Consider the following 26905-nt stretch of genomic DNA (forward strand, 5'->3'; position numbering starts at 1 on the left):
CGGGTGCTCACGAGCGCTTGGCGTAGTCCCCGTAGCCCTGCCAGTCCAGGACGACCGCCGGCTCGTCGCCGACCACCCAGGCGTCGTGACCGGGCGGGCAGACCATGAAGTCGCCGGGGCCGAACTCGCTCTCCTCGCCGTCGTCCATGACGATCTTCAGCCGCCCCGAGATCATGTATCCGACGTGCGCGGCCTGGCAGCTGTCGGTCTTCGCGATCGGCTTGACGTGCCGGGACCACTGCCAGCCCGGCCGGAACACCGCCCGCCCGACGCCCCCGGCGTCCAGGTGGACCAGGCGCAGCTCGCCGGTGTCCGCCTCGAACGGGCGGACCTCCTCGGGTTCGGTGTCGAAGTTCCTGCGGATGAGACCGGCCATGGGGTGCTCCTCGGGTCTCCTCGGGACAGGAGCGGCCGCGCCACCGGGGCGGGTGGTGCGGCCGCCCTCCTGGTCCCTCCAGTCTGCGCCTGCCGGGCGCGGGGCGGAACCCCGGCGGCTCAGCCCCGGGTACCCGTCCTGGCCACCCCGATCGGGCAGCTGGCACCGGTGCCGCCGAGACCGCAGTAGCCGTTCGGGTTCTTGGCGTCCGACAGGTACTGCTGGTGGTACGGCTCGGCCGGGAAGAACGGGCCGGCCGGGGCGATCTCGGTGGTGATCGGGCCGAGGCCGATCGCCGTCAGCGCCGGCTGGAAGGCGTCCCTGGTCGCGGTCGCGGTGGCCGCCTGGGCGGGGGAGTGGGTGTAGGCCGCGGAGCGGTACTGGCTGCCCACGTCGTTGCCCTGGCGGTTGCCCTGGGTCGGGTCGTGCGCCTCCCAGAAGGTCTTCAGCAGCCGCTCGTAGGAGATCACCGCCGGGTCGAAGACCACCCGCACCGCCTCGGTGTGCCCGGTCAGGCCGCTGCACACCTCCTCGTACGTCGGGTTCGGGGTGTGGCCGCCCTGGTAGCCGACCAGCGTCGTCCAGACGCCGGGCAGCCGCCAGAACGTGCGCTCGGCGCCCCAGAAGCAGCCGAGGCCGAAGTCCGCGACCTCGAACCCGTCGGGGTACGGGCCGGTCAGCGGGTGGCCGAGGACGGTGTGCGGCTCGTCCAGCGTGAAGCCGGGGGCCGCCCGGCCGGGCAGTGCCTGGTCGGCGGGGACGAGCGAGGTCTTGTGGCGGTTGAACAGCACGGCCTGCTCCAACGGTTCGACAGGGGTTGCGGACGTTCCAACACCGTCGCCCGCCCGGGGATTCCGGCCGGTCCCCGGCCGCCGGACGCCTTCCGGGCGGCACCCCGGCGTTCGCCGACTACGCTCGGAGCATGACCGAGCACCAGCTTCCCCAGGGCTTCGAGACCCTCGCCATCCACGCGGGTCAGGAAGCAGACCCCCAGACCGGGGCCGTCGTCACGCCGATCTACCAGGTGTCCACCTACAAGCAGGACGGGGTGGGCGGCCTGCGGGGCGGCTACGAGTACAGCCGCAGCGCCAACCCGACCCGTACCGCGCTGGAGGAGTGCCTCGCCGCGCTGGAGGGCGGCTCCCGAGGACTCGCCTTCGCCTCCGGCCTGGCCGCCGAGGACACGCTCCTGCGCACGATCCTCAAGCCGGGCGACCACATCGTGATCCCCAACGACGCCTACGGCGGCACCTTCCGGCTCTTCGCCAAGGTGCTGACCCGCTGGGGCGTCGAGTTCTCCGTGGCCAACACCCAGGACCTGTCCACGGTCCGCGAGGCACTGCGCCCCAACACCCGCGCGGTCTGGGTGGAGACCCCGTCCAACCCGCTGCTGGGCATCACCGACCTGGCCGCGCTGGCCGACATCGCGCACGGCGCCGGCGCGCTGCTGGTCGTCGACAACACCTTCGCCAGCCCGTACCTGCAGCAGCCGATCGCGCTCGGCGCCGACGTGGTCGTGCACTCGACCACCAAGTACATGGGCGGCCACTCCGACGTGGTCGGCGGCGCCCTGGTGATCGCCGAGGCCGGACTGGCCGAGGAGGTCGCCTACCACCAGAACGCGATGGGCGCGGTCTCCGGCCCGTTCGACGCCTGGCTGGTGCTGCGCGGCATCAAGACCCTGGGCGTCCGGATGGACCGGCACAGCTCGAACGCCGAGAAGGTCGCCGAGCTGCTGGCCGGCCACCCCAAGGTCAGCCAGGTGCTGTACCCGGGCCTGCCCGAGCACCCCGGCCACGAGATCGCCGCCAAGCAGATGAAGGCCTTCGGCGGCATGGTGTCGTTCCGGGTGAACGGCGGCGAGGAGGCGGCGGTCGAGGTCTGCAACCGGGCGGAGCTGTTCACCCTCGGTGAGTCGCTGGGCGGCGTGGAGTCGCTGATCGAGCACCCGGGCCGGATGACCCACGCCTCGGTGGCCGGTTCGGCGCTGGAGGTGCCGGCCGACCTGGTGCGGGTCTCCGTCGGCATCGAGTCGATCGACGACCTGCTGGCCGACCTCCAGCAGGCGCTGGGCAAGTAGCGCCTTCCGGAACAGGCTTCAGGCGCCCTGCCGGCCCGCCGAGTACGACTCCATCGAGTGGTTGAAGCGGGCCAGCAGGGCGCAGAACGCCTGCTGCTCCTCGGCCGGCCAGTCGGCGACCAGCTGGCGCGTCAACTCCGTCCGCCCCGCCCGGACTTCGTCCAGCCGGTCGGCGCCGAGCGGGGTCAGGGCGAGCCGGACGGCGCGCCGGTCGGCCGGGTCCTGCACCCGGCCGACCAGGCCGGCCGCGACCAGGGGGGCGACCTGCCGGGTGACGGTGGAGGAGTCGACCCCCAGCGCGTCGGCCAGGGCCTTGACGTTGGCGGGGCCGAGCCGCTCCAGCCGCTCCAGCAGCAGGTAGGCGGCCCGGACCAGGGCGGCCACTCCGTCGGATCCGCGGACCTGTTCCATTCTGCGGGCGAACACCGCCAGCTGGTACTGGAGTTGCGTGTGCACGGGGTCGTTGAGGTCGGAGGCCAGGGGCGAGGTCGTCGTCATCGCGGCTCACGATCATCATGCGGTGAGAGAGGCTCAGAAGCAGCAGCGTACGCGGGCCGGGCGGGCCCGGGAACAGGGCCGACGTCCCCGGACGGCGCGCCGTCGACCCCTAGGCTGCTGTCATGCACAGCTGGCCGATCACCCTCGACGATGTCCGCGGCGCCCAGAAGATGCTCGCCGGGGTGGCCCGGACGACGCCGATGGAGGGCAGCCGCCACCTCTCCGCGCTGGTCGGCGCTCCGGTCCACCTGAAGTGCGAGAACCTCCAGCGCACCGGCTCGTTCAAACTGCGCGGGGCGTACGTCCGGATCGCGGGCCTCTCGCCGGTGCAGCGGGCGGGCGGGGTGGTCGCGGCCAGTGCCGGCAACCACGCCCAGGGCGTGGCGCTGGCGGCCTCGCTGCTCGGGGTGCGCTCCACCGTCTTCATGCCGCTGGCCGCGCCGCTGCCCAAGGTCGCGGCGACCCGGGAGTACGGCGCCGAGGTCCGGTTGCACGGGACGACCGTGGACGAGGCGCTGCAGGCGGCGCAGCGGTACGCGGAGGCGAGCGGGTCGGTGTTCATCCACCCGTTCGACCACCGGGACATCGTGATCGGGCAGGCCACGGTCGGGCTGGAGATCCTGGAGCAGTGCCCCGAGGTGCGGACCGTGCTGGTCGGGGTGGGCGGCGGCGGACTGCTGGCCGGGATCGCGGCGGCGGTCAAGCCGCTGCGGCCGGACGTCCGGGTGGTGGGGGTGCAGGCGGCGGGCGCCGCGGCGTACCCGCCCTCGCTGGCGGCGGGGCGGCCGGTCTCGCTGGAGCGGTTCGCCACCATGGCCGACGGGATCATGGTGGGGCGGCCCGGGGACGTGCCGTTCGAGCTCGTCAACACCCTGGCCGACGGGGTCCGCACCGTGTCCGAGGACTCGCTGTCCCGGGCCCTGCTGCTCGGGCTGGAGCGGCTGAAGCTGGTGGTGGAGCCGGCCGGGGCGGCGCCGATCGCGGCCCTGCTGGAGCGGCCGGACTCCTTCGAGGGGCCGGTGGTGGCGGTGCTCTCCGGCGGGAACATCGATCCGCAGCTGATGCAGCGGGTGCTGCGGCACGGCCTGGCGGCGGCCGGCCGCTACCTCTCGCTGCGGGTGCGGCTGGCGGACCGGCCCGGGGCGCTGGCGGGACTGCTCGGGGTGCTGACCAGGGTCGACGCCAATGTCCTGGACGTGGCGCACGTACGGGTCGATCCCCGGCTGGGGCTGACCGAGGTGGAGGTGGACCTGCACCTGGAGACCAAGGGGCCGGAGCACTGCGCGGCGGTGCTCGGCGAGCTGCGGGACGCGGGGTACGTGGTCTCGGCGTAGCGGTCTCCGCGCAGGGGCCCGGGGGCTCCGGACTCGCTGGCCCACCGGGAATGGGGGCACAGTGGGACAGGCCACATGTTGTCCCGCGCAGTCGTCCCCGCCCTTCCGTCCCTCCCCGAGGAGATGAGACAGGCCCATGGCGCCAGCCATCCAAGCCGAGAACCTGGTGAAGACCTTCGGCGATGTACGAGCCCTGGACGGCGTCAGCCTCGACGTCCCCGAGGGCACGGTGCTCGGGCTGCTCGGCCCGAACGGCGCCGGCAAGACCACCACCGTGCGCGTCCTCACCACCCTGCTCCAGCCCGACTCCGGCCGCGCCACGGTGGCCGGCGTCGACGTCCTCAAGCACCCGAACCGGGTCCGCAGCCTGATCGGCCTCTCCGGCCAGTACGCCGCGGTCGACGAGTACCTCACCGGCTTCGAGAACCTCCAGATGGTGGGCGAGCTCTACCAGATGCCGGTCCGGGCGGCGAAGGCCAGGGCGCTGGAACTGCTGGAGTGGTTCAACCTCACCGAGGCCAAGGACCGCATCGCCAAGACCTACTCCGGCGGCATGCGCCGGCGCCTCGACCTGGCCGCCGCCCTGGTGGTCCGGCCGCCGGTGATGTTCCTGGACGAGCCCACCACCGGTCTCGACCCCCGCAACCGGCTCGCCCTGTGGGAGGTCATCGAGACCCTCGTCGAGCAGGGCACCACGCTGCTGCTCACCACCCAGTACCTGGAGGAGGCCGACCGTCTCGCCCACGACATCGCCGTGGTCGACCACGGCCGGGTGATCGCCCGAGGCACCGCCGACCAGCTCAAGGCGCAGATCGGCGGCGAGCGGATCGAGGTCGTGGTGCACCGTGCCGACCTGGTCGGCGAGGCGGTGGCCGCGCTGTCCGGCTACGCACTGGGCGAACCGGCGCTGGAGAAGAACACCCGCCGGATCACCGTCCCGGTCAGCGGCGGCGCCAGGGTGCTCGCGGACGTGATCCGCGAGCTGGACGCCCGCTCGATCGAGATCGACGACATCGGCCTGCGCCGGCCGACCCTGGACGACGTCTTCCTCTCGCTCACCGGCCACCACACCGAGGCCGACCAGGAGGAGGGCGGCGGCAAGGGCCGCGCCGACGGCTCCGGGACGGACGAGCGGGCCGTCCCGGCGGGGAAGGAGCGGTGAGATGACCAGTGCCACCGAGCACGCCATCGGCGGGGCGGTGCCCAAGCAGCGCCGGGGCGTGGCCGCGATGCTGCACGACTCCTGGGTGGTCGCCAAGCGGAACCTGCGCCGGATGACCCGGATCCCCGAGATCGTGGTGTTCGGGCTCATGCAGCCGGTGATGTTCGTGCTGCTGTTCTCGTACGTCATGGGCGGCGCGATCCAGATCCCCGGGACGGAGTCCAGCTCCTCGACGTACATCCAGTTCCTGATGGCGGGCATCTTCGCCCAGACCGTCACCTTCGCGGTGGCCGGGGCCTCGGCCGGCATCGCCGAGGACATGTCCAAGGGGCTGGTGGACCGGTTCCGCTCACTGCCGATGACCCGCTCGTCGGTCCTGGTCGGCCGCACCCTGGCGGACCTCTGCCAGACCGCCTTCACCCTGGTGGTGCTCGCGGTGGTCGCGCTGCTGGTCGGCTGGCGGATCCACCACGGGTTCTGGTCCGCGCTGGGCGCGTTCGGGCTGCTGCTCCTGCTCGGCTACGCCTTCTCCTGGATCGGGGCGCTGATCGGCCTCTCGGTGCGCAGTCCGGAGGCGGCCACCTCGGCCGGGCTGATCTGGCTGTTCCCGCTGACCTTCATCTCCAACGCCTTCGTGCCGGTCAGTTCGATGCCGGGCTGGCTGCAGGGGATCGCCTACTGGAACCCGTTCAGCGCCACCGTGCAGGCCTGCCGCAACCTCTTCGGCAACCAGGTCGGGCCGGTGGACGACGTCTGGCCGATGCAGCACGCGGAGCTGATGTCGGTGCTGTGGTCGCTGGTGATCATCGCGGTGTTCTCCTGGCTCTCGGTGCGCAAGTACCGCAGGGCGGCGGGCTGACCGGGGCGCGGTCCGGGCCGGGTGCGTGAGGGCCGGGCCCGGTCCGGACGTGCGAAGGGCGGCCGTGGCACCTGCCACGGCCGCCCTTGGCGCATCCGCCGGACCGGCGGGGGAGGATCAGCCGGCGTAGGGCTTGACCTCGATGATCTTGACCATGGCCCGCTTGCCGTTCGGCAGCTCGTAGGTCGCCTCGTCGCCGATCGTCTTGGCGTCGATGGCGCGGCCCAGCGGGGACTGCGGCGAGTAGATCTCCAGGTCGTCGTCGCCGGCCACCTCGCGCGAACCCAGCAGGAACTTCATGGTGTCGTCCACGTCGCCGTCGAAGGCGACCGTGACGACCATGCCCGGCGCCACCACGCCCGAGTCGGCCGGGGCCTCGCCGACCTTGGCGCGCTCCAGCAGCTGGGTGAGCTGGCGGATCCGCAGCTCGTACTTGCCCTGCTCCTCCTTGGCCGCGTGGTAGCCGGCGTTCTCCTTGAGGTCACCCTCCTCACGCGCGGCCTCGATCTTCTGCGCGATCTCGATCCGCCACGGGCCGGTCAGGTGATCCAGCTCGGCCTTGAGCTGGTCGTAGCCGGACTGAGTGAGCCAGGTCACGTTCTCGCTGGTCTGGGTCACGGGTGCTCCTCGTAGGTGCTGGGGCTGTGCTGAGGGTGTGAGTCGTCAGCGCGTAGGTGGATGCTGATAACGGTCTTAACTACAAAGCAACGCCCGCTCCCGTACCAGCTGGTGCGGAAGGGGCGAAACCACGAGCCTAACAACTCCTGCCGACAATCGGGAGGGTCGTTGGCGCGTCATTGACGGCGGCGTTGCGCCGGGGTGTACAGGACCGGTGGGCGGGACTCCCCTACGGATGCCCGCCCGTCCGGACGAATATGCGCCGACCACCGGGCCGGCCGCCACCGGATTCCCGGGCGGGTCCACCGGATTCCCGGGCGGGTCGTCCTTCCCCGGTCTACGCGGGTGTGCAGCCCAGCAGCTCGGCGGTGGTGCCGCGGGCGGTGGTCCGCAGACTGACCACCGCGTCGTAGCCGGTGCCCGCCGCAGGGACGGGGAAGTCGGCGACCCCCACCACCGCGCCGTCCTCGCCCTGCGAGCGGACGGTGCAGCTGCCGGCCGTGCCCTCGGTCTTGCGCACCGCCAGGTGCAGCTGGAGCTCGCCGTCCGAGACCGCCTGGAAGGTCGGCACGGTGCCGTTGATCCGGGTCTCCCGGATCAGGTACGAGCTGCCCAGCCAGGCGATCAGGCCCAGCGCCAGCACCCCGCAGACCGCGCCGACCACCTTGAGCCGGCGGTCGGTCTCGCGGTCGCCGCGCCGCCCGTAGCGCCCCTCGGGGAGCAGCGGGGTCCGGGTGCCAGCACTCATGGGGCTCAGTCCTCTCGTGAGGAGGAGGCCGCGCGGGTGGTGCGGGGGAATGCGGGGCTCCTCCAGTCCGTCACTATAGGAGGGGCACGCCCGCGGCCGGTCCGGCGGGGGCGGGGCTCGGCCGTGTCGGCGCCGTACGCCGCGGCCGGTCCCGCGGTGACGCGGCCCCGAGAGCGGCTGGGACGGTGGGCGGACCGGATAGCGCGGGACGCCCGGACATTTGTGGAAGGAACGCACGCGTTGACTGAGCAGTTGCGACTGATGGCGGTGCACGCACACCCGGACGACGAGTCCAGCAAGGGCGCGGCGACCATGGCCATGTACGTCGACCAGGGGGTGGACGTGCTGGTGGCCACCTGCACCGGGGGGGAACGCGGTTCGGTCCTCAACCCGAAGCTGCAGGGCAAGCCGGAGATCGAGGAGAACATCCACGAGGTGCGGCGCAAGGAGATGGACGAGGCCCGCGCGATCCTCGGGGTCAAGCAGGCCTGGCTGGGCTTCGTGGACTCGGGCCTGCCCGAGGGCGACCCGCTGCCCCCGCTGCCCGAGGGCTGCTTCGGCCTCCAGGACGTCAAGGAGGCGGCCGAACCGCTGGTCCGCCTGATCCGGGAGTTCAAGCCGCAGGTCATCACGACCTACGACGAGAACGGCGGCTACCCGCACCCCGACCACATCATGACCCACAAGATCACCATGGTGGCCTTCGACGCCGCCGGGGACCCCGACGCCTACCCCGAGGCCGGCGAGCCCTGGCAGCCGCTGAAGCTCTACTACAACCACGGCTTCCCGATGGGCCGGATCCGCGCCCTGCACAAGTACCTCAGCGAGAACGGCCACGAGTCCCCCTACGGCGAGTGGATCGCCGGCTGGGAGAAGAGCGGCCGCACGGAGCGCGAGATCACCACCCGGGTCCGCTGCGACGACTGGTTCGAGACCCGGGACCGCGCGCTCATCGCGCACGCCACCCAGATCGACCCGGACGGCCCGTGGTTCCGCGTCCCGCTGGAGGTCCAGCGCGAGGTGTGGCCCACCGAGGACTACGAGCTCGCCCGTACCCTGGTCGACGTGGACCTGCCGGAGGACGACCTGTTCGCCGGTCTGCGTACCCCCAGCCTGACGGCCGAGTCGGCCGACACGCGGGACTGAAGCACCCCCCGACGGCCCGGCTCCCCGTGAGCCGGGCCACCATAGAGATATGAGTGCCCCCGTGAACCTCACCCACCTCGCCGCCGAGCTCGCCGTCGACGACGCCAAGGTCACCCCCGGCCTGCTGGGCTTCGTCGTCTTCGCCGCCCTCGGCGTGGCCACCTGGTTCCTGGCCAAGTCGATGAACCGCCAGTTCAAGAAGGTCGACTTCGCCGAGGAGCCGGAGGGCCCTAAGGAGTGAGGTCCCGCCCCCTCCCGGGCGCCGATGCGCAAGGATGGGGGGCATGCCGAACCGCCTCGCCGACGCCACGTCGCCGTACCTGCAGCAGCACGCCGACAACCCGGTCGACTGGTGGCCGTGGGGGCCGGAGGCCTTCGCCGAGGCGGAGCGGCGCGGGGTGCCGGTACTGCTGAGCGTCGGCTACGCCGCCTGCCACTGGTGCCATGTGATGGCCCACGAGTCCTTCGAGGACGACGGCACGGCGGCGTACCTCAACGAGCGGTTCGTCGCCGTCAAGGTCGACCGGGAGGAGCGGCCGGACGTCGACGCCGTCTACATGGAGGCGGTCCAGGCGGCGACCGGGCAGGGGGGCTGGCCGATGACCGTGTTCCTGACCCCCGGCAAGGAGCCGTTCTACTTCGGCACCTACTTCCCGCCCGAGCCCCGGCACGGCATGCCCTCGTTCCGGCAGGTGCTGGAGGGCGTGCACGCGGCCTGGCGGGACCGGCGGGAGGAGGTCGGCGAGGTCGCCGGGCGGATCCGGGCGGACCTGGCCGAGCGGGCCTCCGTCTACGCGGTCGGCAGCGGGGTGCACACGCCGCCCGGCGAGGCCGAGCTGCACGAGGCGCTGGTCGGGCTCAGCCGTGACTTCGACGAGCGGCACGGCGGCTTCGGCGGGGCGCCGAAGTTCCCGCCGGCGATGGTGATCGAGTACCTGCTGCGCCACCACGCCAGGACCGGTTCCGGGGCGGCGCTGGAGATGGCCGTCCGCACCGGCGAGGCGATGGCCCGCGGCGGCATCCACGACCAGCTCGGCGGCGGCTTCTCCCGGTACGCGGTGGACGCCCGCTGGGTGGTACCGCACTTCGAGAAGATGCTCTACGACAACGCGCTGCTGCTCCGCGCGTACCTGCACCTGTGGCGGGCGACCGGCTCCCCGCTGGCCCGCCGGACGGTGCTCTCCACGGCGGACTTCCTGCTGCGCGAACTCCGCACCCCCGAGGGCGCGTTCGCCTCCGCGCTGGACGCCGACAGCCTCGACGAGGAGACCGGGGCCAGCAGCGAGGGCGCCTACTACGTCTGGGAACCGGGCCAGTTGGTCGACCTGCTCGGCCCGGCCGACGCGGCCACCGCCGCCCGGCTGTTCTCCGTCACCGCCGCCGGCACCTTCGAGCACGGCACCTCCGTCCTCCAGCTGCTCGCCGACCCCGAGGACCCCGCCGAGTACGAGGCGATCAGGGCGCGCCTGCTGGCGGCCCGCGCGGAGCGCCCGGCGCCCGCCCGGGACGACAAGGTGGTCGCCGCCTGGAACGGCCTCGCGATCGCCGCCCTCGCCGAGACCGGCGCCCTGCTGGACCGCCCCGACCTCGTCGCCGCCGCCGAACGCGCCGCCGACCTGCTGCTCGCCGTCCACCTCACCTCCGACGGCCGACTGCTGCGCACCTCCCGCGACGGCCGCCCCGGCGCCAACGCGGGCGTGCTGGAGGACTACGCCGACACCGCCGAGGGCTTCCTCGCGCTGTACGCTGTCACCGGCGAGGCGGAGTGGCTCCAACTGGCCGGCGGGCTGCTCGACACCGTGCTCAAGCACTTCGCCGACGAGGCGACCGGCGCCCTCTACGACACCGCCGACGACGCCGAGGAACTGATCCGACGCCCGCAGGACCCGACCGACAACGCCACCCCGTCCGGCTGGACCGCCGCCGCGAACGCGCTGCTCGGCTACGCCGCCTACACCGGCTCGGACCGCCACCGGACCGCCGCCGAGCGGGCGCTCGGCATCGTCGGGGCGCTGGCCCCGCGCGCACCCCGGTTCGTCGGCTGGGGCCTGGCCGCGGCCGAGGCGCTGGCCGACGGGCCGCGCGAGGTCGCGGTGATCGGCCCGGCGGGCGACCCGGCGACGGTCGCGCTGCACCGGACGGCGCTGCTGGGCACCGCGCCCGGCGCGGTGGTCGCGTTCGGCGAGCCCGGCGCGGGCAGCGACGACGTCCCGCTGCTGACCGGCCGGCCGCTGGTCGACGGCGCGCCCGCCGCGTACGTCTGCCGCCACTTCACCTGCGACGCCCCGACCACCGACCCGGCGGTCCTCGCCACCCGGCTGGGCGTGCTCCAGGACGTGCCCGAGCAGTAGAAAAGCGGTGGTCGGAGGTCACGGAGCCGGGGGAGCATGGGCCATGCCCTGGACCATCAGCAGTTCCCTCGACGACTTCCGCGCCCGGGCCGGCGGGTTCCTCGCCGCGCATCCGGCCGCGAACACCGTGCTGCTCACGATCACCGACCGGTTGGCGGCGCGCGGCCCGCACTACTACGGCGACGGCGTGCCGGTGTTCGGCTGGTGGCGTGCCGAGCCGGACGGCCCGGTCGCGGGCGCGTTCCTGCGGACGCCGCCGTTCGCCCTGCGGCTGGGGCTGATGCCGGAGTCGGCCGCGGCCGAGCTGGCCACTGAGCTGGCCACTCGGTCGGCCGCCGGGCCGGCCGGGGGCGCGGCGCTCACCGGAGCGGCCGGGGGCGCGGCGGCGACGCTGGCCTTCGGGGCCGCCTGGGCCGCGGCCACCGGCACCACGAGCACCGTCAGGACGAACGAACGGCTCTACCGGCTCGGTGAGTTGGCCGATCCGCCGCGCCCGCCGTCCGGCCGGTCCAGGCTCGCCGGAGCGGCCGACCGTGAGCTGCTGATCCGCTGGTTCACCGAGTTCGCCGAGGCGGTGGACATCCGGATCCCCGACGTCGCGACGGTGGTGGACGACCGGACCGCCGCCGGCCAACTGCACCTGTGGGAGGACGGCGGGCGGCCGGTCGCCGTGGCGGGGGCCAGCGCGGTGATCGCCGGGATGTCGCGGATCGGCCCGGTCTACACCCCGGCCGACGCCCGGGGCCGGGGCTACGCCAGCGGCGTCACGGCGGCCGCCTCGGTCGCCGCCCTCGACCGGGGCGCGGGGGAGGTGCTGCTCTACACCGATCTCGCCAACCCGACCAGCAACTCGATCTACCAGCAGATCGGCTACCGGCCGGTGGAGGACTGCGTGGAGCTGGCCTTCGGCGGCTGAGGCCCGCCGATGGCCGATGGCCGATGGCCGATGGCCGACGGCCGGCGGCCGGGCGGGTGCCGGGGGCCGGGAACCACCGGCACCGGGCGGGCGTCGGACCGGTGGAGCAGGGCGGGCGGCCGGAGGGGGCACGAGGGTGGACGCGGTACTCGCACGGGCGGCCCGGCTCGGGGTGCTGGAGGTGGCGGTCGGAGCGCTGGCCGGCAACCTCGCGCTGTTCGTGGTGGCCCTGCTGGCCGGGGGCTGGCTGGTCCGCCGCTTCGGCGACCGGCGGCTGACCCCGGCCCCCGCGCCGCCGGACCGCCGGGAACGGCTGCTGACGGTCGTCGCCGTGCTGCTCAACTCGGCCCTGGGAGTGGCCGGTTGGCTGCTCTGGCGGGCGGGGTGGATCCGGCTCACCGCGGACACCGGGCCGAGGGCGGCGGCCGACCTGCTGCTGTTCTCGCTGGTGATGGACGCGCTGATGTACGGCGGCCACTGGCTGGCCCACCGCCGCCGGCTCTACCGGCTGGCGCACGAGCTGCACCACGCCTACCCGGACCCGCGCCCGGCCACCCTGTTCGTGCTGCACCCGCTGGAGGTGCTGGGGTTCGGCGGGGCCTGGATCGCGGTGCTCTGCCTCTGGCCGGGGATGTCCGCCGCGGCGCTGGCCGGCTACATCGGCGTCAATCTGGTCTTCGGCCTGCTCGGACACCTCGGGGTGGAGCCGTTCCCGGTCCGGGTCCGGCGGCTGGCGGTGTTCCGCTGGGTGGCGCTGCCGATGTTCCACGTCGGCCACCACCGGGACCCCTCGGCCAACCTCGGTTTCTACACCACGGTCTGGGACCGGCTGTTCGGCACCGTGGACCCGCGCTACGACGCCCGCCGGCTGGCGGCGGACCCCGGCCGGTACGACCTGTAGCCGCCGGTGCCGGTGCCGGGAGCCGGGAGCCGGGGCGGTCCCGCTACTCCCAGTCCCAGCCGATGCCCAGGAGGCAGGGCCGCAGGGCGGTCGCGACCAGGTGGACGCAGTGGTGGCCGTCGAGGGTCAGCTCCTCGGTCTCGTAGGCCCGTTCGGCGGGGGAGTGCCGGGCGAAGCGGTGGCAGCGGACGGGGAGCGCCTCCGGGTGGAAGGTGACCTGGAGCACGTACTGCCCGGCGCCCGAGTTGAAGCCCCGGACGTACTCGCAGCTGGGAGTGGGGGACGGGGCGTCGTCGAAGCCGTAGCCGAGCAGATGGGTGTCGCCCGCGCGCAGCCGCCGGTCCAGCAGGAGTTCGGCGACCAGCAGGTCGTGGGCCTGGTCGCGGCGGATGCGGCCGGGGCGGCAGTTCTCCTCCGCGCGGACCCCGACCCGGGTGATGTCGCTGCCGGGGTCGCCCTGGTGGATGGCGAGGTAGCGGTCGATCCCGTCGCGGTGGGCGCGCAGGGCGTGCTGGGAGTCGCGGCGCCGCAGCTGGCGGTCCGCGCCGATCCGGATCCGCTCGATGTGGGTGATGGTGTGCAGGCCGGTGTCGCGCGGGCTGGACAGCTCGGTGAGCAGGTCGTCGACGGCGGTGGCCGGGCTGATGAGGTCGCGGTAGGGGCGGACGGGCGGGCCGGCCGGCTCGGCGGGTGCGCCGCGCCGGGGGCCCAGAAGTCTGGTGAGGGAGTGCGCGGGGAGGTCCAGGACCCGCTCCAACTCCCTCACGGCGCGCAGCGACTCGGGCCGCTCGGGGCGGCGGTGGCCCTGCTGCCAGTAGCTGAGGCTGGTGACCCCGATGTGGACGCCGCGCAGCGCGAGGTGGTCGCGGACCCGGTGCAGGGCGAGGCCCCGGACGGCGATGGCGGTGCGCAGGGCGAGGTGGAACGGGCCGGTCCGCAGCGCGGTGGCGAGGTCGGGGTGGTCGGTCCGCTGCATGCGGCCTCCTCGGGTGGCGGACGGGGCGGGCCCGGTCGGTCGTGAATATTCACATGTGGAGGGGGGTTTGTCACCGGTCGTGGCGTGACTGGCAGGGGTTCCCGGGCCGGCGTTCACAACGGGGCGGGGTGCGTTCACACCCGGTGGAAGGGGTGCCGAGGGCCGTTGACCGGCCATGTCAACAGCGCGATGCTCGGTGACGCGATCCGGACCGCACCCCCACACCTCTCGACTCCTCTGCCTGTCGCAAGGAGGAATTCCCCCATGTCAGTCGCACGGACACGCCTGCGGCGCACCGTCTCGGTGCTCGCACTCGGCGTCCTCGGCCCGGCGCTCAGCGTCGCGGCCGTCACCCCGGCCCAGGCCACCCCCACGGCCTCGTCCGCCTCGGTCCAGGCCCAGCGGGTACAGCCCGCCGCCGCAGGTGCCACGGCCGATCTGGCCGGCACCTTCAAGAAGCTCAACATCACCATGCAGCAGCAACAGCAGACCAACTGGTGCTGGGCGGCGAGCGGCAACACCATCGCCACCTGGTACGGCTACACCTACAGCCAGAACCAGTTCTGCAACGCCGCGTTCGGCCGTTCGACCAACTCCAGCTGCCCCAACAGCCAGGCCACGCTGGGCGATGTGCAGAACGGTCTGAGCTGGGTCGGCATCAACCCCGGCTCCTACGTCACCGGCTATCTGCGCTACACCACGGTGCAGACCGAGGTGAACGCCAACCGGCCGATCGAGACCCGGATCCAGTGGAGTTCCGGCGGCGGCCACATGCACGTGGTCTACGGGTTCGACACCTCCAACAACTGGGTCTACTGGGGCGACCCGTGGCCGTCCAACACCCGTTACAACTGGGCGGACTACAACTACTACGTGTCGAACGGCACGTTCTCCTGGACCCACTCCCTGTACCGGATCGGCGCGTGAGGGGCGACATGAGCAGCATGCGTGATGCCGCGGCCGTCCGCGGCGCGACGGTCGTCCTGCTGGCCGCCGGCCTCGGCCTGGCCCTCGCCCCGGCCGCCTCCGCGGCCGGACCCGGCGGGGTGCCCGAGCCGGTGCCCGCGGCGGAGCTGGCCCAGGCCCGCGGCGCGGTGCAGAGTCCGGCGGTGCTGGACCAGGTGGGCCGGTTCTTCGCCCGCAAGGGCGCCCCGTCGACCGGGCAACTGACGGTCGGGGCGGCCGAGGAGGCTTCGGGTGCGGCCGCCGCCGCGCCCAGGCTGGCCGGTGACACCGTGCCGGTCTACCTGCTGGACGCGGGTTTCGTGTCCGGCTCCCCGGGCGCCCCGGTGGCCCGGGCCGAGTTCACCGCGAGCAAGGTGGTCGCGGCGGACGGCCAGATCGCCTCGGTCTGGACGGTCAAGCAGAACGGCGGCTGGCGGGTCGTCAACATCGCCACCGGCGGCGACGAGAGCGACTACGCGGCGCGGGCGGCGGCCGGCGGTGGCGGTACGGCGTTCCGCGAGCCGCAGATCAACGCCTGGTACGTGCTGCGGGACGGCCGGGTGCTGCCGCTGGACGACGAGGCGCGCCGCTCGGTGGGCGAGGCCGGGGTGAGCCTGGCCGCGTACCAGGGGCTGGTCCGGCAGCGGTACGGCGACAAGTTGCCCGGCTCGGCGTACGACCGGGCGGGCAAGGGCGGCGGCTACGAGCCCGGCGCCCCGCAGGCCGCCGCTTCTCCGGTCAACGGCGGCAGCGCGCTGCCGGCCGTGACGGCGGCCGCGGCCCTGGGCGCCACCGCGCTCGCGGGCGCGGGCCTGGCGCTCCGGCGTCGGGTGGCGGTGCGCTCGGCGGATCCGCGCGGGTAGCGGATCGGCCCGGACGGCGGACCGGCGGCGGGGCGTGGAGCCCCGCCGCCGGTCCTGCCGTGCGTCACGCCTCGCTGAACCCGTCCTCCAGGATCGCGAAGGTGCGGTGGACGAGTTCGACGATGTCCTCGGTGCCGCCGCCCTCGGCCCACTGCAGCACGGTCTCGGTGGTGGCGCCGCCGATCGCGGCGGCCATGATCCGCATCGCGTAGGTGGGCTCCCGCACCCCGGCCCGCCGGGTCAGCGCGGTGAGGTAGAGCTGCTGGGACTCGTTGCCGCTGTCGATCATCCGGGCGCGCAGCGCGGGCACGTCCTTGGTCAGCCGCAGCCGGACGAGCAGTTCCTCGCGCTCGTGCTCCAGCAGTTGCCGCAGCAGCCCGATGAGGGCCTCCCGGCAGGACCGCAGGAACGGTTCGCCCTCGGGACGGGAGAGCAGGGCGTCGATCATCGCGGGGTCGTACTCGTCGGTGAGGACGAGGTCCTCCTTGGTGGCGAAGTACCGGAAGAAGGTGGACGGGGAGACCTCGGCGGCGGCCGCGATCTGGTCGACCGTGGTGTTCTCGTAGCCCTGTTCGGCGATCAGCCGGTAGGCCTCGCGCCGGATGGTCTGGCGGGTCTTCAGCTTCTTCCGTTCGCGCAGCGACAGCGGCGCCTCCAGCATTGCCTGGATCGGGTTGCCCGGTCCGGCCGGAGGTGCCGTTGCCGACTGCGGTGCGCTCATGTCTTCGATTATCCGTGATCGGTCGCGGGCACGACGGCCTGCCCGGGCTCTCCCGGTTCCCCGGCGGTCGCGGCCGGTCCTGCGCCGGTCCCGGCGGCCCCGACAGCGGCCCCGGCCGGTTCGGCGGCTGGCATCCGCAGCGCGACGAGCACCGCCGACAGCACCGCGATCACCCCCGAGACCAGCAGCACGACCGTCATCCCGTGCACATAGGCGCCGTGCGCCGAGGCGGCCAGGGCGGGGTCACCGGTCGCGGCGGCGACCGCGTCGGCGGCGACCACCGAACGTCCGGCCCGCTCGGCAGCGTCCGCCGCGAGCCCACCGGTGTCCAGCGCCCCCCGGTAGGAATCGGCCAGCAGGCTGCCGAAGACGGCCACCCCGATCGCACCGCCGACCTGGCGGAAGGTCTGCAGCAGCCCCGAGCCGACACCGGCCCGGGCGGGCGGCAGGGTGAGCAGGGCGGTGGCCTGCGCGGTGATCAGGGACAGGCCCATGCCGACCCCGAGCAGGGTGAGCCAGACCGCGGCGAGGGCGTAGCCGTCCGAGACCTCGGTGCGGCTGCCGATGAGCAGTGCGCCGGCCAGCAGGGCCAGCCCGAGGACGATCACGGCCCGGGGGCCGGTCCTGGCGACGAGCCGGTCGCTGAGCCGGGCGGCCACCATCAGGCCGAGCATCATCGGCATCAGCCGCAGGCCGGTACCGAAGGCGTCGGCGCCGAGGACGCTCTGGAAGTACAGCGGGAGGACGAAGAAGGCGCCGAACAGCACCAGTGACACCAGCGTCGCGGCCACCGTCGACCAGCGGAAGCCGCCGTCGGCGAGCAGGTTCAGGTCGAGCATCGGGTCCCGCTGCCGTCGGCTGCGCAGCACCAGCGCGGTGAGCGCGACCAGCGCGCCGCCGACCGTGCCGAGCACCAGCGGGTCGCCCCAGCCGCGCTCGGGGCTCTCGATGATGCCGTAGGTGAGCGCGGCCAGTCCGCCCGCGCCGAGCAGGGTGGCGGGCAGGTCGATCCGGGGCGCGGCCGGGTTGCGGGTCTCCGGCAGCAGCAGGGTGCAGGCGGTGATGCCGATCACGACCAGCGGCAGGTTGATCGCGAAGATCGCGCCCCACCAGAAGTGCTGGAGCAGGAAGCCGCCGATCAGTGGACCGAGCGGGGTGCCGACGGCCAGCGAGGCGGCCAGGATCGCCATGGCCCGGCGCTGCTCGGCGGCGGGGAAGAGGCCGGGGATCACCGCCATCGACATCGGCATGACGAGCGCGCCCGCCAGGCCCATCGCGGCCCTGGCGGCGATCAGTGTGCCCGGGCTGTCGGCCAGCATGCCGACGGCGGAGGCGAGGCCGAACAGGGCGAGGCCGAGGGTGAGGGTGAAGCGGCGGCCGAAGCGGTCGCCGATCAGCCCGGCCGGGAGCATCACGGCGGCGAACACCACGGTGTAGGAGTCGACGATCCACTGCTGCTGCCCGGTGGTGGCCTGGAGCTGCGAGGCGAGCGTGGGCAGGGCCACGTTCAGGACCGTCATGTCGAAGCTGATCACCAGGACGCTGAGTGCGACCGCGACGAGGGCGAGCCAGCGCCGCGGGTCCGGCCCGGGTGGGGCCGCCTGATCGGTGGGCGGGGTGGACACGGGAACCTCCGGGGGCCTGCGAAGGGAGTCTCTGTCAAATGACAGTAACTCCCAAAAGATGGCACCCGTCAATGCCCGATCATGGTTCCGAGTCGGCTACTCTCCGTGATGTGTCCTGGAAGTGCGCGTTCCGCACGGGGAATTGACGCAACGTTGATCTGTCGTTCGCCGCTTTCGGGCGGTTGCGGGTGACTGTCGGTAGATACCATGTGGCCGTCGGTCAGTGCTGGCCGGTGCGTGCCGAGAGCGGAGAAGGGGTGGGGCGGCACGGGCCGACCACGAGCCCGGCGCAGGAAGGGGAAGCCGAAATGGCCGATCGGGAGTCGGGTGCCCAGATCTGGGGCGCCGCAGTGGTGGTGGCGTCGGCGCTGGCCGTGGTCGCGGCCTATCTGATCAACGGTGCCGCGCTGGTGCTGGTGGTCGCCGGGGTCGAGGTGCTGCTGTTGATGGTGTACGTGGGCCGGCGCTGGCAGTTGCTCCGCCAGCCGCCCCGGCCGGACCGCCGGGCGGCGCCGAAGGACCACCGGACGGCGGGCGGCACCGTGGACGCCGCGCACTGCGAGCGCTGCCGCCGGGCCAAGGAGGCGATCGACGCGCGGCAGGCCGGGCGTCAGCCGCGGACCGCGCACGCGCACGACCGCCAGGACCACCACGACCACCACGACCGGTCGCGCGAGCGCCGGCGCGAGGGGTCGCGCGAGCGCGCGTCGCACGAGCACGGGACCCACGAGCACGGGACCCACGAGCACGGGACCCACGAGCGCGGGTCGCACGAGCACGCGCCGCACGAGCGCCCGGTCCGGGAGTGGACAGCGGAACGGGCGGCCGTCCGGTCGCACGACCGGCCGACCGCCCGCCATGGGGCGCCGGGCTCAGCCGGCCGCGCTGTAGGCCACCAGTGAGACGCCGACGTACTGGGTGACGAAGGCCCCGAGGGTGAAGGCGTGGAACACCTCGTGGAAGCCGAACCAGCGCGGTGAGGGGTCGGGCCGCTTGAGCCCGTACACCACGCCGCCGATGCTGTAGAGCACCCCGCCGACGATCATCAGCACGATCACCGCGACTCCGCCCGAGTGCAGGAAGTCCGGCAGGAAGAACACGGCGGCCCAGCCCAGCGCGATGTACACCGGCGTGTACAGCCAGCGCGGCGCGCCGACCCAGAAGACCCGGAACGCGATCCCCGCCAGCGCACCGCCCCAGGCCACCCAGAGCAGCACCTGCCGGGCGGCGCCGTCCAGCAGCAGGATGGTGAACGGCGTGTAGGTGCCGGCGATGATCAGGAAGATGTTCGCGTGGTCCAGCCGGCGCAGGATCGCGTCGCCGCGCGGGCCCCAGGTGAACCGGTGGTAGACCGCGCTGACCCCGAAGAGCAGCCAGGCGCTGGCCGAGTAGATCGCGCACGCGACTCTCGCGGGCCCGGGTTCGGCCAGGCAGATCAGCACGATCCCGGCGGCCACGGTGGCGGGGAACATTCCGGCGTGCAGCCAGCCGCGCCACTTCGGCTTGCCGAGTACACGCTCCGCGCTCTCCAGGAGCTCTGAAGTCATGAGCCGCATGCTACCCGCTACCTACGGATCCGTAGGTTACCCAGCCGTAGGAAGTGGCGCTCATCACGACTTGGACGTTTTGGAGTATTGGCGAAGGGGTCGGAGGGGGGTCGAGACCCCTCGGGGTGCACTGATACTGGCTGGTAATCATCCTTACTGTAGTAAAAGATGCGTCAACTTTGCCTTCTTGCCGCGTTCCGGCCCGAGGTGCGGAGCTACGCTGCAAGCACCCTCAACCCCCGCTACGCCGTCTCCCCGCCGGGATGGCGTGAAACGGAGCGATCGTGTCGAACGAGAACTCGGCTGCTCTCAGCGCCGCGCCGACCCGCCACCAGCGCCTGCTGGCGTGGGTGCGCGAGATCGCGGAGATCACCCAGCCGGACCGCGTCGAATGGTGCGACGGTTCCGAGGAGGAGTACCAGCGCCTCGCGGACCTGCTCGTCGCCCAGGGCACTTTCAAGAAGCTCAACGAGGACAAGCGACCCAACTCCTACTACGCCGCCTCCGACCCGACGGACGTGGCGCGCGTCGAGGACCGCACCTTCATCTGCTCCGAGCAGGAGAAGGACGCCGGCCCGACCAACCACTGGAAGGCCCCCGCGGAGATGCGGGAGATCTTCCAGGGCGAGCAGGGACTGTTCCGCGGCGCCATGAAGGGCCGCACCATGTACGTCGTCCCGTTCTCGATGGGTCCGGTCGGCTCCCCGCTGGCCGCGTACGGCGTCGAGATCACCGACTCCGCCTACGTCGCGGTGTCGATGCGCGTGATGACCCGCATGGGCCGCGCGGTGCTGGACCAGCTCGGCGAGGACGGCGACTTCGTCAAGGCCGTGCACACCGTCGGCGCCCCGCTGGCCGAGGGCCAGGCGGACGTGCCGTGGCCGTGCAGCAGCACCAAGTACATCTCGCACTTCCCGGAGAGCCGCGAGATCTGGTCCTTCGGTTCCGGCTACGGCGGCAACGCCCTGCTGGGCAAGAAGTGCTACGCGCTGCGCATCGCCTCGACCATGGCCCGTGACGAGGGCTGGCTGGCCGAGCACATGCTCATCCTCAAGCTCACCCCGCCGTCCGGCGAGGTGAAGTACGCGGCCGCCGCCTTCCCGTCGGCCTGCGGCAAGACCAACCTGGCGATGCTCCAGCCCACCATCCCGGGCTGGAAGGTCGAGACGATCGGCGACGACATCGCCTGGATGCGCTTCGGCGCCGACGGCCGCCTGTACGCCATCAACCCCGAGGCCGGCTTCTTCGGCGTCGCGCCGGGCACCGGTGTCGACACCAACGCCAACGCGATCGACACCCTCTGGGGCAACACCGTCTTCACCAACGTCGCGCTGACCGACGACGGCGACGTGTGGTGGGAGGGCCTCACCGACGAGAAGCCGGCCCACCTGATCGACTGGCGGGGCGACGACTGGACGCCGGAGTCCGGCACCCCGGCGGCGCACCCGAACGCCCGCTTCGCCGTCCCGGCCGCGCAGTGCCCGACCATCGCCCCCGAGTGGGAGGACCCGGCGGGTGTGCCGATCTCGGCGATCCTGTTCGGCGGACGCCGGGCCACCGCCGTCCCGCTGGTGACCGAGTCCCGCGACTGGCAGCACGGTGTCTTCCTCGGCGCCAACATCGCCTCCGAGAAGACCGCCGCCGCCGAGGGCACCGTCGGCGAGCTGCGTCGCGACCCGTTCGCGATGCTGCCGTTCTGCGGCTACAACATGGGTGACTACTTCGCCCACTGGCTGAAGATCGGCGCCGCGGCCGACGCCGCCAAGCTGCCGAAGATCTACTACGTGAACTGGTTCCGCAAGAACGCCGACGGCCAGTTCGTCTGGCCGGGCTACGGCGAGAACAGCCGCGTGCTCAAGTGGATCGTCGAGCGCCTGGAGGGCAAGGGCGAGGGTGTCGAGACCCCGATCGGCGTGCTGCCGACCGTCGAGGGCTTCGACCTCGACGGCCTGGAGCTGTCGAAGGAGGACCTCGACCTGCTCTTCACCGTCGACGCCGACATCTGGCGCCAGGAGGCCGCGCTCGTCCCGGCCCACCTGGAGCTGTTCGGTGAGCACACGCCCACCGAGCTGTGGGACGAGTACCGAGACCTGGTCGCCCGCCTCGGCTGAGCTTGAGCCTCAGCAGGGACGGTAGAGAGGCCGGTGTGCCGCACGAAACGCGCACCGGTCAGCGACAGGACGGCCGGAGACCCGGCGGACGATCTTTCCCCGACCAAGGAGATCGCCCGCCCGGGACTCCGGCCGTAGCGTTTTTCCGGGCACCCCGACCGCCCTGCGGCCGGGAGCGCCTGCGGCCGGGATCGCCCCTACGGCTGGGTGTAGCCGCCGAGGAAGACGCCGATCCGGGTCACCGCGTCGGTGATCTCCTCCGCGCGCGGCAGGGTGACCAGCCGGAAGTGGTCCGGCTCGGGCCAGTTGAAGCCGGAGCCCTGGACCAGCAGGATCCGCTCGGCCCGCAGCAGGTCGAGCACCATCCGGGCGTCGTCCTTGATCTTGAACACCTTCGGGTCCAGCCGGGGGAAGGCGTACAGCGCGCCCCTCGGCTTCACACAGCTGACCCCGGGGATCTCGTTGAGCAGCCGGTACGCGGCGTCCCGGGACTCCAGCAGCCGCCCGCCGGGCAGCACCAGGTCCTTGATCGACTGCCGTCCGCCGAGCGCCGCGGCCACCGCGTGCTGGGCCGGCATGTTGGCGCACAGCCGCATCGAGGCCAGGACGGTCAGGCCCTCGATGTAGCTGCGGGCCCGGGTGCGGTCACCGGAGAGCACCATCCAGCCCGAGCGGAAGCCCGCTACCCGGTAGGACTTGGACATGCCGTTGAAGGTGACGCAGAACAGGTCGGGGGCCAGGGTGGCCAGCGGGACGTGCTCGGCGTCGTCGTAGAGGATCTTGTCGTAGATCTCGTCCGCGTAGATCACCAGCTGGTGCCGGCGGGCGATCGCGACCAGACCCTCCAGCACCTCGCGCGGATAGACCGCGCCGGTGGGGTTGTTCGGGTTGATCACCACCATCGCCCTGGTCCGGTCGGTGACCTTGGCCTCGACGTCGGCGAGGTCCGGGTACCAGTCGGACTGCTCGTCGCAGCGGTAGTGCACGGCGGTGCCGCCGGCCAGCGAGACGGAGGCCGTCCACAGCGGGTAGTCCGGGGCGGGGACGAGCACCTCGTCGCCGTCGTTCAGCAGCGCGGTCATCGCCAGCTGGATCAGTTCGGAGACGCCGTTGCCGAGGAAGACGTCCTCGACCGTCAGGCCGTGCAGCCCGCGCTCCTCGTACTGCATCACCACGGCGCGGCGGGCGGAGAGCAGGCCCTTGGAGTCGCCGTACCCGTGCGCGGAGGAGAGGTTGCGCAGGATGTCCTGGAGGATCTCCGGCGGTGCGTCGAAGCCGAACAGTGCGGGATTGCCGGTGTTGAGCTTCAGGATGCGGTGGCCCTGTTCCTCCAGCCGCATCGCCTCGTCGAGGACCGGACCGCGGATGTCGTAGCAGACATTGGCGAGCTTGCTGGACTGGATGACCTGCATGCCTGCCTACTTTAGGGGCACGAACGGGCGGTCCGGCGCGTGTCGTGGGACACCCGCCGGACCGCCCGGACGCTGCTGTTCCGCTACCCCTTCGATCGGGAGGCGGAGGCCTCAGCTCGCCTTCCAGATCAGCGGCTGGGTGTCCAGAACGCTACCGAAGACGAGGAACTGCGGCGGGGTGCCGTCCGGAACGAGATAGACGGCACACTGCTGCTGGGTCTCGCCGTCGGCCAGGGTGCCCGGCTTCTTGCCGGAGTCGCACTGCGGGATCGACCGCAGGATGGTGGGGGCGGACAGGATGCCGGTGCCCTTGGGCTCGGTCTGCACCTTGAACCGCATCATGAAGTACTCGTCCTGCAGCGGGGCGCCGGTCCGGTTGGTGAAGTTGACCGTCACGTAGTACGGCGTCTTCCCCGCGGTGTCGGCCGGCTTCCAGTTGTACGACGCGATCTCGGCCGCGGTGCCCTTGACCACCGAGACCGGGGTGACGTCGGCCTTGGTCTTGCCCAGGTAACTGCCGGTGGCGGTGGGCGCGAGCGGGTTCTCGAAGGTGATCTTGCTGCCGCCGCCGCTCGCCCCGCCGATCGGGTTGCCGCTGGTCGCGGCCGAGGGCAGGCCGCCGGCGGTCGGGCTGCCGCCGCCGGCCGCACCGCCCGCCGCACCGGCTGCGGGGGCCGAGGTCGGGGCGGCGGCCGTCGGGGCCGCGGTGATCCCGCCCACCGGGGCCGAGGTGGGCGCGGCGCCGGTCGGGGCGGCGGCGGTGCTGCCGCCCGCCGGGGCGGAGGTCGGGGCGGCGGTGACGGCCGGGTCGTCGTTCTCCGGTCCGCAGGCGGTCAGTGCGAGCGCGAGCGCGGCCACCGGAACGGCCGCGCGCAGAGTGTTCCGAAGCTTCGTCAAGGTGTGTCTCCCCCGTGGATGATGTGGTCGGTGCGGCGCCGCGGGTCCGAGGATCCGCGGTGCCGTCAGTGTCGGACGCGGACGGTGTCCGGTCGGTTCCGTTCGGTTCCGGAGCGGAACCTGCCGGATCGTACCGTCACCGGAGGAGGAGGGGGCAAGCCGTGATCGCGATCGTGCTGGGGGCGGTCCTGGCGGGGCTGTTGGTGGCACCGGCCCTGCGCGGACTGGTGGTGCGGTACGCCGTGCCCGAGGAGCAGCCGTGGTGCCTGGCCTGTCCGGCCTGCGGGCGCGCCCTGCGCGGCCTGCCGCCCACCGGCGGCTGCCCGGGCTGCCGGACCGGACTCGGCCCGGGCCCGTGGCGGGTGGAGGCGGTCACCGCCGCCGCGGCCGCCGCCGCGCTCACCGCGGCCCACCCGGCGGACGCGGTGCTGCTGCTCTGGCTGGCCGGCCCCGGCGTGGTGCTCGGCTTCACCGACGCCCGGGTGCACCGGTTGCCGTACCCGCTGACCTGGACGCTGGCGGCGGGTCTCGCAATGCTGCTGACGGTGCTGGAGCTGGTGGGCGGCAGCCCGTGGACGCTGCTGCGCTGCCTGCTGGTGGCGCTCGTCGCCGGGGTGCTGTTCGAAGTCCCGGTCCAGCTGGGGCGTATGGGCCCGGGGGACACCGTGCTGGCGCTCGGCCTCGGGGCGCTGCTCGGCCGGTACGGCTGGTCCGCCGCGCTGGCCGGCCTGGCCGCCTCCGTGCTGCTGGCCGGGCTCTGGTCGGTCGGCGTCCTGCTGGTGGCCCTGGTGCGGCGCCGGCCGGTGCGGGGCCGGGAGGTGCCGCTGGGGCCGTTCATGCTGCTCGGCACGCTGGTGGCGGTGCTCGGGCACTCGGGCTGAGTCGAGTCGGGTCCGGGCCCGCCCGGATCCGCCCGGATCCGCCCGGATCCGCTTGGGAACGCGGACGGGCCCGCCGTACCGGTCGGGTACGGCGGGCCCGGCGCGGCGCGCCGGCCCCACCCTCAAGGGGAGGCGCGCCGTGGGGGTGCGGTCCTGGGAGTTACGGCATCTGGTGGACGAACGGGCCGACCGTGTTGGAGAAGGAGTTCCCGTTGACGGAGTCCCAGTTGGTGGACCAGGTCATCGCGCCGCGGATGGTCGGCCACTTGGCCGGCGGGACGAAGCTGCCGCAGTTCTTGCCGGTGGCCAGGCAGTCCAGCGCGTTGTTGACGACGCTCGGCGCGACGTAGCCGCCGCCGGCCGCCTTGCTGGAGGCCGGGACGCCGATGCCGACCTGGTCGGGCCGCAGGCCGCCCTGGATCTGGGTGCAGACCTGCGAGGTGATGAAGTCGATGGTGCCCTGGGTGTAGACCTTGCCGTCGCAGCCGTTCATGCCGCCCGAGTTGTAGAACTGGGTGTTGACGACGGTCAGGATGTCCTTGGTGTTCAGCGCCAGCTGGAAGTAGGCGCCCGCGGTGGAGTACATCCCGATGGTCTCCGGGGCCATCGTCAGGACGAAGCCGGGGCCGACCTTGGACTGGAGGCTGTGCAGGGCGTTGCCCATCTGGGTCGGGTTGACCCCGTTCTCCAGGTCGATGTCGATGCCGTCGAAGCCGTAGTCCTTGATGACGGCGTAGGCGGTGTCGGTGAAGGCCTGGGCGGCTGCCGCGTCGTTGACCGAGATGGCGCCGTTCTGGCCGCCGATGGAGATGATGACCTTCTTGCCCGCCGCCTGCTTGGCCTTCACATCGGCGCGGAACTGGGCGTCGGTGTAGCCGCCGAGACCGGCCGAGAGCTCGGCGTCCAGCTTGAAGGTGATGGCGCCGGGGCGGTTGGCGACGGAGTCGGCGAAGGAGACCGCGATGATGTCGTACGCGCTCTGGACGTCGCTCAGCTTCTGGAGGTTGTTGCCCTTGTTGTCGAAGTTGTGCCAGTAGCCGGTGACGACGTGCTTGGGCAGGCCGGTGGTGGGGTTGCCGGTGCTGGTCGCCGTGGGGGTCGGCGTCGCGGTCTGGGTCGGCGTGGCCGTCGCGGTCGGCGTGGGGGTGGCGGTCGGCGTGGGGGTGGCGGTCGCGGTCGGGGTCGTGGTCGCCGTGGGGGTGGCGGTCGCCGTGGGCGTCGGCGTGGGGGTGACCGTCGGGGTGGCGGTCGGGCTCGGGGTGCCGCCCGGGCCGCTCAGCACCACGTCGTCGGCGAGGTAGGCGCTCTGGCCGTACCAGCCGTGCAGGTAGACGGTGACGCTGCGGGCGTTCGCGCCCGTGGTGAAGGTGCTGGAGAGCTGGTTCCAGCTGTTCTGGTTGGACCAGCTGCTCGGATCGGTGCCGCCGGTGCCGCGGGCGCCGAGGTAGACGTAGGGGCCCTGGACCCAGGCGCTCAGGGTGTAGCTGGTGTTGGGCAGCACGCTGATGGTCTGCGTGCACTCGGCGGTGTCCGCCGCGCCCGGGGTGGCCTGCAGCGCGCCCGAGCCGGAGTGGACCGGCGTGGTGACCGCGCTCGCGGAGCCGGTACAGGTCCAGCCGCCCAGCGAGCCGTCGAAGCCGCCGTTGGCGACCAGGTTCCCGGCGGCGGCGTTGGCGCCCCCGGCGAAGAGGGCGAGGCCGGTGCCGGCCAGGGCCAGGGCGGTGGCGCCGGCCGCGAGGGCCGGGACGGGGCCGCGGCGGCGCTTGTGCGACGCGGGCCGGTTCAGCGTACGGGCCATGGAGGTGCGCTCCTGTGGGGGAGGAGCGGCCGCCGCGGTGGGGGGCGCGGCGGCCGCGTGTGGGGGAGGGGAGGTCCGCAGTACTGCCTGGAGGGGGGCGGTTCCGGTACGGCGTTCCGCCCTGGCACAAAAGCTGGACT

At 72.9% G+C, this 26905-nt stretch carries 26 protein-coding genes; 14 read left to right on the plus strand and 12 right to left on the minus strand.

The genetic code is table 11. The annotated features are described in order from the left end of the window. Positions 1-7: 7 nt before the first annotated feature. Both OG715_RS25400 and msrA read right to left on the minus strand, forming a co-directional pair. Complete coding sequence (locus OG715_RS25400) at positions 8-376, minus strand: cupin domain-containing protein (protein ID WP_266271238.1); 369 nt, start codon at positions 374-376, stop codon at positions 8-10. Between the two features lie 119 nt (positions 377-495). Continuing rightward, complete coding sequence (gene msrA, locus OG715_RS25405; protein ID WP_266271239.1) at positions 496-1167, minus strand: peptide-methionine (S)-S-oxide reductase MsrA; 672 nt, start codon at positions 1165-1167, stop codon at positions 496-498. A 131-nt stretch (positions 1168-1298) separates the two neighbouring features. Here msrA and OG715_RS25410 point away from each other — a divergent pair, with 131 nt between their 5' ends. Further along, positions 1299-2456, plus strand: a complete 1158-nt coding sequence (locus tag OG715_RS25410; protein WP_266271241.1) for a cystathionine gamma-synthase — start codon at positions 1299-1301, stop codon at positions 2454-2456. An 18-nt stretch (positions 2457-2474) separates the two neighbouring features. Here the strand turns inward: OG715_RS25410 and OG715_RS25415 are convergent, their stop codons facing one another. Continuing rightward, the gene (locus tag OG715_RS25415; protein ID WP_266271242.1) at positions 2475-2954 is read right to left on the minus strand and encodes a MarR family winged helix-turn-helix transcriptional regulator; all 480 of its coding nucleotides are present in this window, start codon (positions 2952-2954) and stop codon (positions 2475-2477) included. A 122-nt stretch (positions 2955-3076) separates the two neighbouring features. Here OG715_RS25415 and ilvA point away from each other — a divergent pair, with 122 nt between their 5' ends. The 3 genes from ilvA (at position 3077) to OG715_RS25430 (ending at position 6309) form a co-directional block, all read left to right on the plus strand. Further along, positions 3077-4288: a threonine ammonia-lyase gene (ilvA, locus tag OG715_RS25420; protein WP_266271243.1), complete on the plus strand. Its 1212-nt coding sequence runs from the start codon at positions 3077-3079 to the stop codon at positions 4286-4288. A 136-nt stretch (positions 4289-4424) separates the two neighbouring features. Beyond that, entirely contained in the window at positions 4425-5450 is a 1026-nt protein-coding gene (locus OG715_RS25425; protein WP_266271244.1) for an ATP-binding cassette domain-containing protein, read from the plus strand. Position 5451: 1 nt separating this feature from the next. After that, entirely contained in the window at positions 5452-6309 is an 858-nt protein-coding gene (locus OG715_RS25430; protein WP_266271245.1) for an ABC transporter permease, read from the plus strand. Positions 6310-6426: 117 nt separating this feature from the next. Here the strand turns inward: OG715_RS25430 and greA are convergent, their stop codons facing one another. Together greA and OG715_RS25440 are read right to left on the minus strand one after the other, a co-directional pair. Further along, entirely contained in the window at positions 6427-6927 is a 501-nt protein-coding gene (gene greA, locus OG715_RS25435; protein ID WP_266271246.1) for a transcription elongation factor GreA, read from the minus strand. A gap of 337 nt (positions 6928-7264) precedes the next feature. Beyond that, the gene (locus OG715_RS25440) at positions 7265-7675 is read right to left on the minus strand and encodes a DUF4307 domain-containing protein (protein ID WP_266271247.1); all 411 of its coding nucleotides are present in this window, start codon (positions 7673-7675) and stop codon (positions 7265-7267) included. A gap of 240 nt (positions 7676-7915) precedes the next feature. Between OG715_RS25440 and mca the strand changes: the two genes are divergently transcribed. From mca to OG715_RS25465, 5 genes are all read left to right on the plus strand, one after another. Continuing rightward, positions 7916-8821, plus strand: a complete 906-nt coding sequence (gene mca / locus OG715_RS25445; RefSeq protein WP_266271248.1) for a mycothiol conjugate amidase Mca — start codon at positions 7916-7918, stop codon at positions 8819-8821. 49 nt (positions 8822-8870) lie between these two features. After that, positions 8871-9062: a hypothetical protein gene (locus OG715_RS25450; protein WP_266271249.1), complete on the plus strand. Its 192-nt coding sequence runs from the start codon at positions 8871-8873 to the stop codon at positions 9060-9062. A 43-nt stretch (positions 9063-9105) separates the two neighbouring features. Beyond that, positions 9106-11172: a thioredoxin domain-containing protein gene (locus tag OG715_RS25455; RefSeq protein ID WP_266271250.1), complete on the plus strand. Its 2067-nt coding sequence runs from the start codon at positions 9106-9108 to the stop codon at positions 11170-11172. Positions 11173-11215: 43 nt separating this feature from the next. After that, positions 11216-12088, plus strand: coding sequence for a GNAT family N-acetyltransferase (locus tag OG715_RS25460; protein WP_266271251.1), 873 nt, complete (start codon positions 11216-11218; stop codon positions 12086-12088). A 136-nt stretch (positions 12089-12224) separates the two neighbouring features. Continuing rightward, the gene (locus tag OG715_RS25465) at positions 12225-12989 is read left to right on the plus strand and encodes a sterol desaturase family protein (RefSeq protein WP_266271252.1); all 765 of its coding nucleotides are present in this window, start codon (positions 12225-12227) and stop codon (positions 12987-12989) included. A 43-nt stretch (positions 12990-13032) separates the two neighbouring features. Here the strand turns inward: OG715_RS25465 and OG715_RS25470 are convergent, their stop codons facing one another. Next, a complete protein-coding gene (locus OG715_RS25470; RefSeq protein ID WP_266271253.1) occupies positions 13033-13965 on the minus strand; it encodes a hypothetical protein in 933 nt (310 codons plus the stop codon). Positions 13966-14229: 264 nt separating this feature from the next. On the opposite strand from OG715_RS25470, the gene OG715_RS25475 reads away from it, so the two are divergent. Then, positions 14230-14892, plus strand: a complete 663-nt coding sequence (locus OG715_RS25475) for a papain-like cysteine protease family protein (protein ID WP_266271254.1) — start codon at positions 14230-14232, stop codon at positions 14890-14892. A gap of 8 nt (positions 14893-14900) precedes the next feature. Continuing rightward, positions 14901-15773 (plus strand): hypothetical protein, encoded by an 873-nt coding sequence (locus tag OG715_RS25480; protein ID WP_266271255.1) that lies wholly within the window; start codon positions 14901-14903, stop codon positions 15771-15773. A 64-nt stretch (positions 15774-15837) separates the two neighbouring features. Here OG715_RS25480 and OG715_RS25485 read toward each other — a convergent pair whose 3' ends face one another. Both OG715_RS25485 and OG715_RS25490 read right to left on the minus strand, forming a co-directional pair. After that, a complete protein-coding gene (locus OG715_RS25485; RefSeq protein ID WP_266271256.1) occupies positions 15838-16494 on the minus strand; it encodes a TetR/AcrR family transcriptional regulator in 657 nt (218 codons plus the stop codon). A gap of 8 nt (positions 16495-16502) precedes the next feature. Beyond that, positions 16503-18119, minus strand: a complete 1617-nt coding sequence (locus OG715_RS25490; RefSeq protein WP_266271257.1) for an MFS transporter — start codon at positions 18117-18119, stop codon at positions 16503-16505. A 308-nt stretch (positions 18120-18427) separates the two neighbouring features. On the opposite strand from OG715_RS25490, the gene OG715_RS25495 reads away from it, so the two are divergent. Further along, the gene (locus tag OG715_RS25495) at positions 18428-19021 is read left to right on the plus strand and encodes a hypothetical protein (RefSeq protein ID WP_266271258.1); all 594 of its coding nucleotides are present in this window, start codon (positions 18428-18430) and stop codon (positions 19019-19021) included. On the opposite strand, the gene trhA is transcribed toward OG715_RS25495, so the two are convergent. Continuing rightward, a complete protein-coding gene (gene trhA / locus OG715_RS25500; RefSeq protein ID WP_266271259.1) occupies positions 18992-19675 on the minus strand; it encodes a PAQR family membrane homeostasis protein TrhA in 684 nt (227 codons plus the stop codon). The two genes, OG715_RS25495 and trhA, sit on opposite strands and share 30 nt — an antisense overlap. 275 nt (positions 19676-19950) lie before the next feature. Here trhA and OG715_RS25505 point away from each other — a divergent pair, with 275 nt between their 5' ends. Then, positions 19951-21777: a phosphoenolpyruvate carboxykinase (GTP) gene (locus OG715_RS25505; protein WP_266271260.1), complete on the plus strand. Its 1827-nt coding sequence runs from the start codon at positions 19951-19953 to the stop codon at positions 21775-21777. A gap of 197 nt (positions 21778-21974) precedes the next feature. Here OG715_RS25505 and OG715_RS25510 read toward each other — a convergent pair whose 3' ends face one another. Both OG715_RS25510 and OG715_RS25515 read right to left on the minus strand, forming a co-directional pair. Then, positions 21975-23189: a pyridoxal phosphate-dependent aminotransferase gene (locus OG715_RS25510; protein WP_266271261.1), complete on the minus strand. Its 1215-nt coding sequence runs from the start codon at positions 23187-23189 to the stop codon at positions 21975-21977. A 111-nt stretch (positions 23190-23300) separates the two neighbouring features. Continuing rightward, a complete protein-coding gene (locus tag OG715_RS25515; RefSeq protein ID WP_266271262.1) occupies positions 23301-24086 on the minus strand; it encodes a hypothetical protein in 786 nt (261 codons plus the stop codon). 161 nt (positions 24087-24247) lie between these two features. Between OG715_RS25515 and OG715_RS25520 the strand changes: the two genes are divergently transcribed. Beyond that, a complete protein-coding gene (locus OG715_RS25520; protein WP_266271263.1) occupies positions 24248-24967 on the plus strand; it encodes a prepilin peptidase in 720 nt (239 codons plus the stop codon). A gap of 160 nt (positions 24968-25127) precedes the next feature. On the opposite strand, the gene OG715_RS25525 is transcribed toward OG715_RS25520, so the two are convergent. Further along, on the minus strand, positions 25128-26765 hold the full coding sequence (locus OG715_RS25525) for a chitinase (RefSeq protein ID WP_266271264.1): 1638 nt from the start codon (positions 26763-26765) through the stop codon (positions 25128-25130). Positions 26766-26905 lie beyond the last annotated feature (140 nt).

The sequence above is a fragment of the Kitasatospora purpeofusca genome (assembly GCF_036010405.1).
GTDB classification, from domain to species: Bacteria; Actinomycetota; Actinomycetes; order Streptomycetales; family Streptomycetaceae; genus Kitasatospora; species Kitasatospora purpeofusca.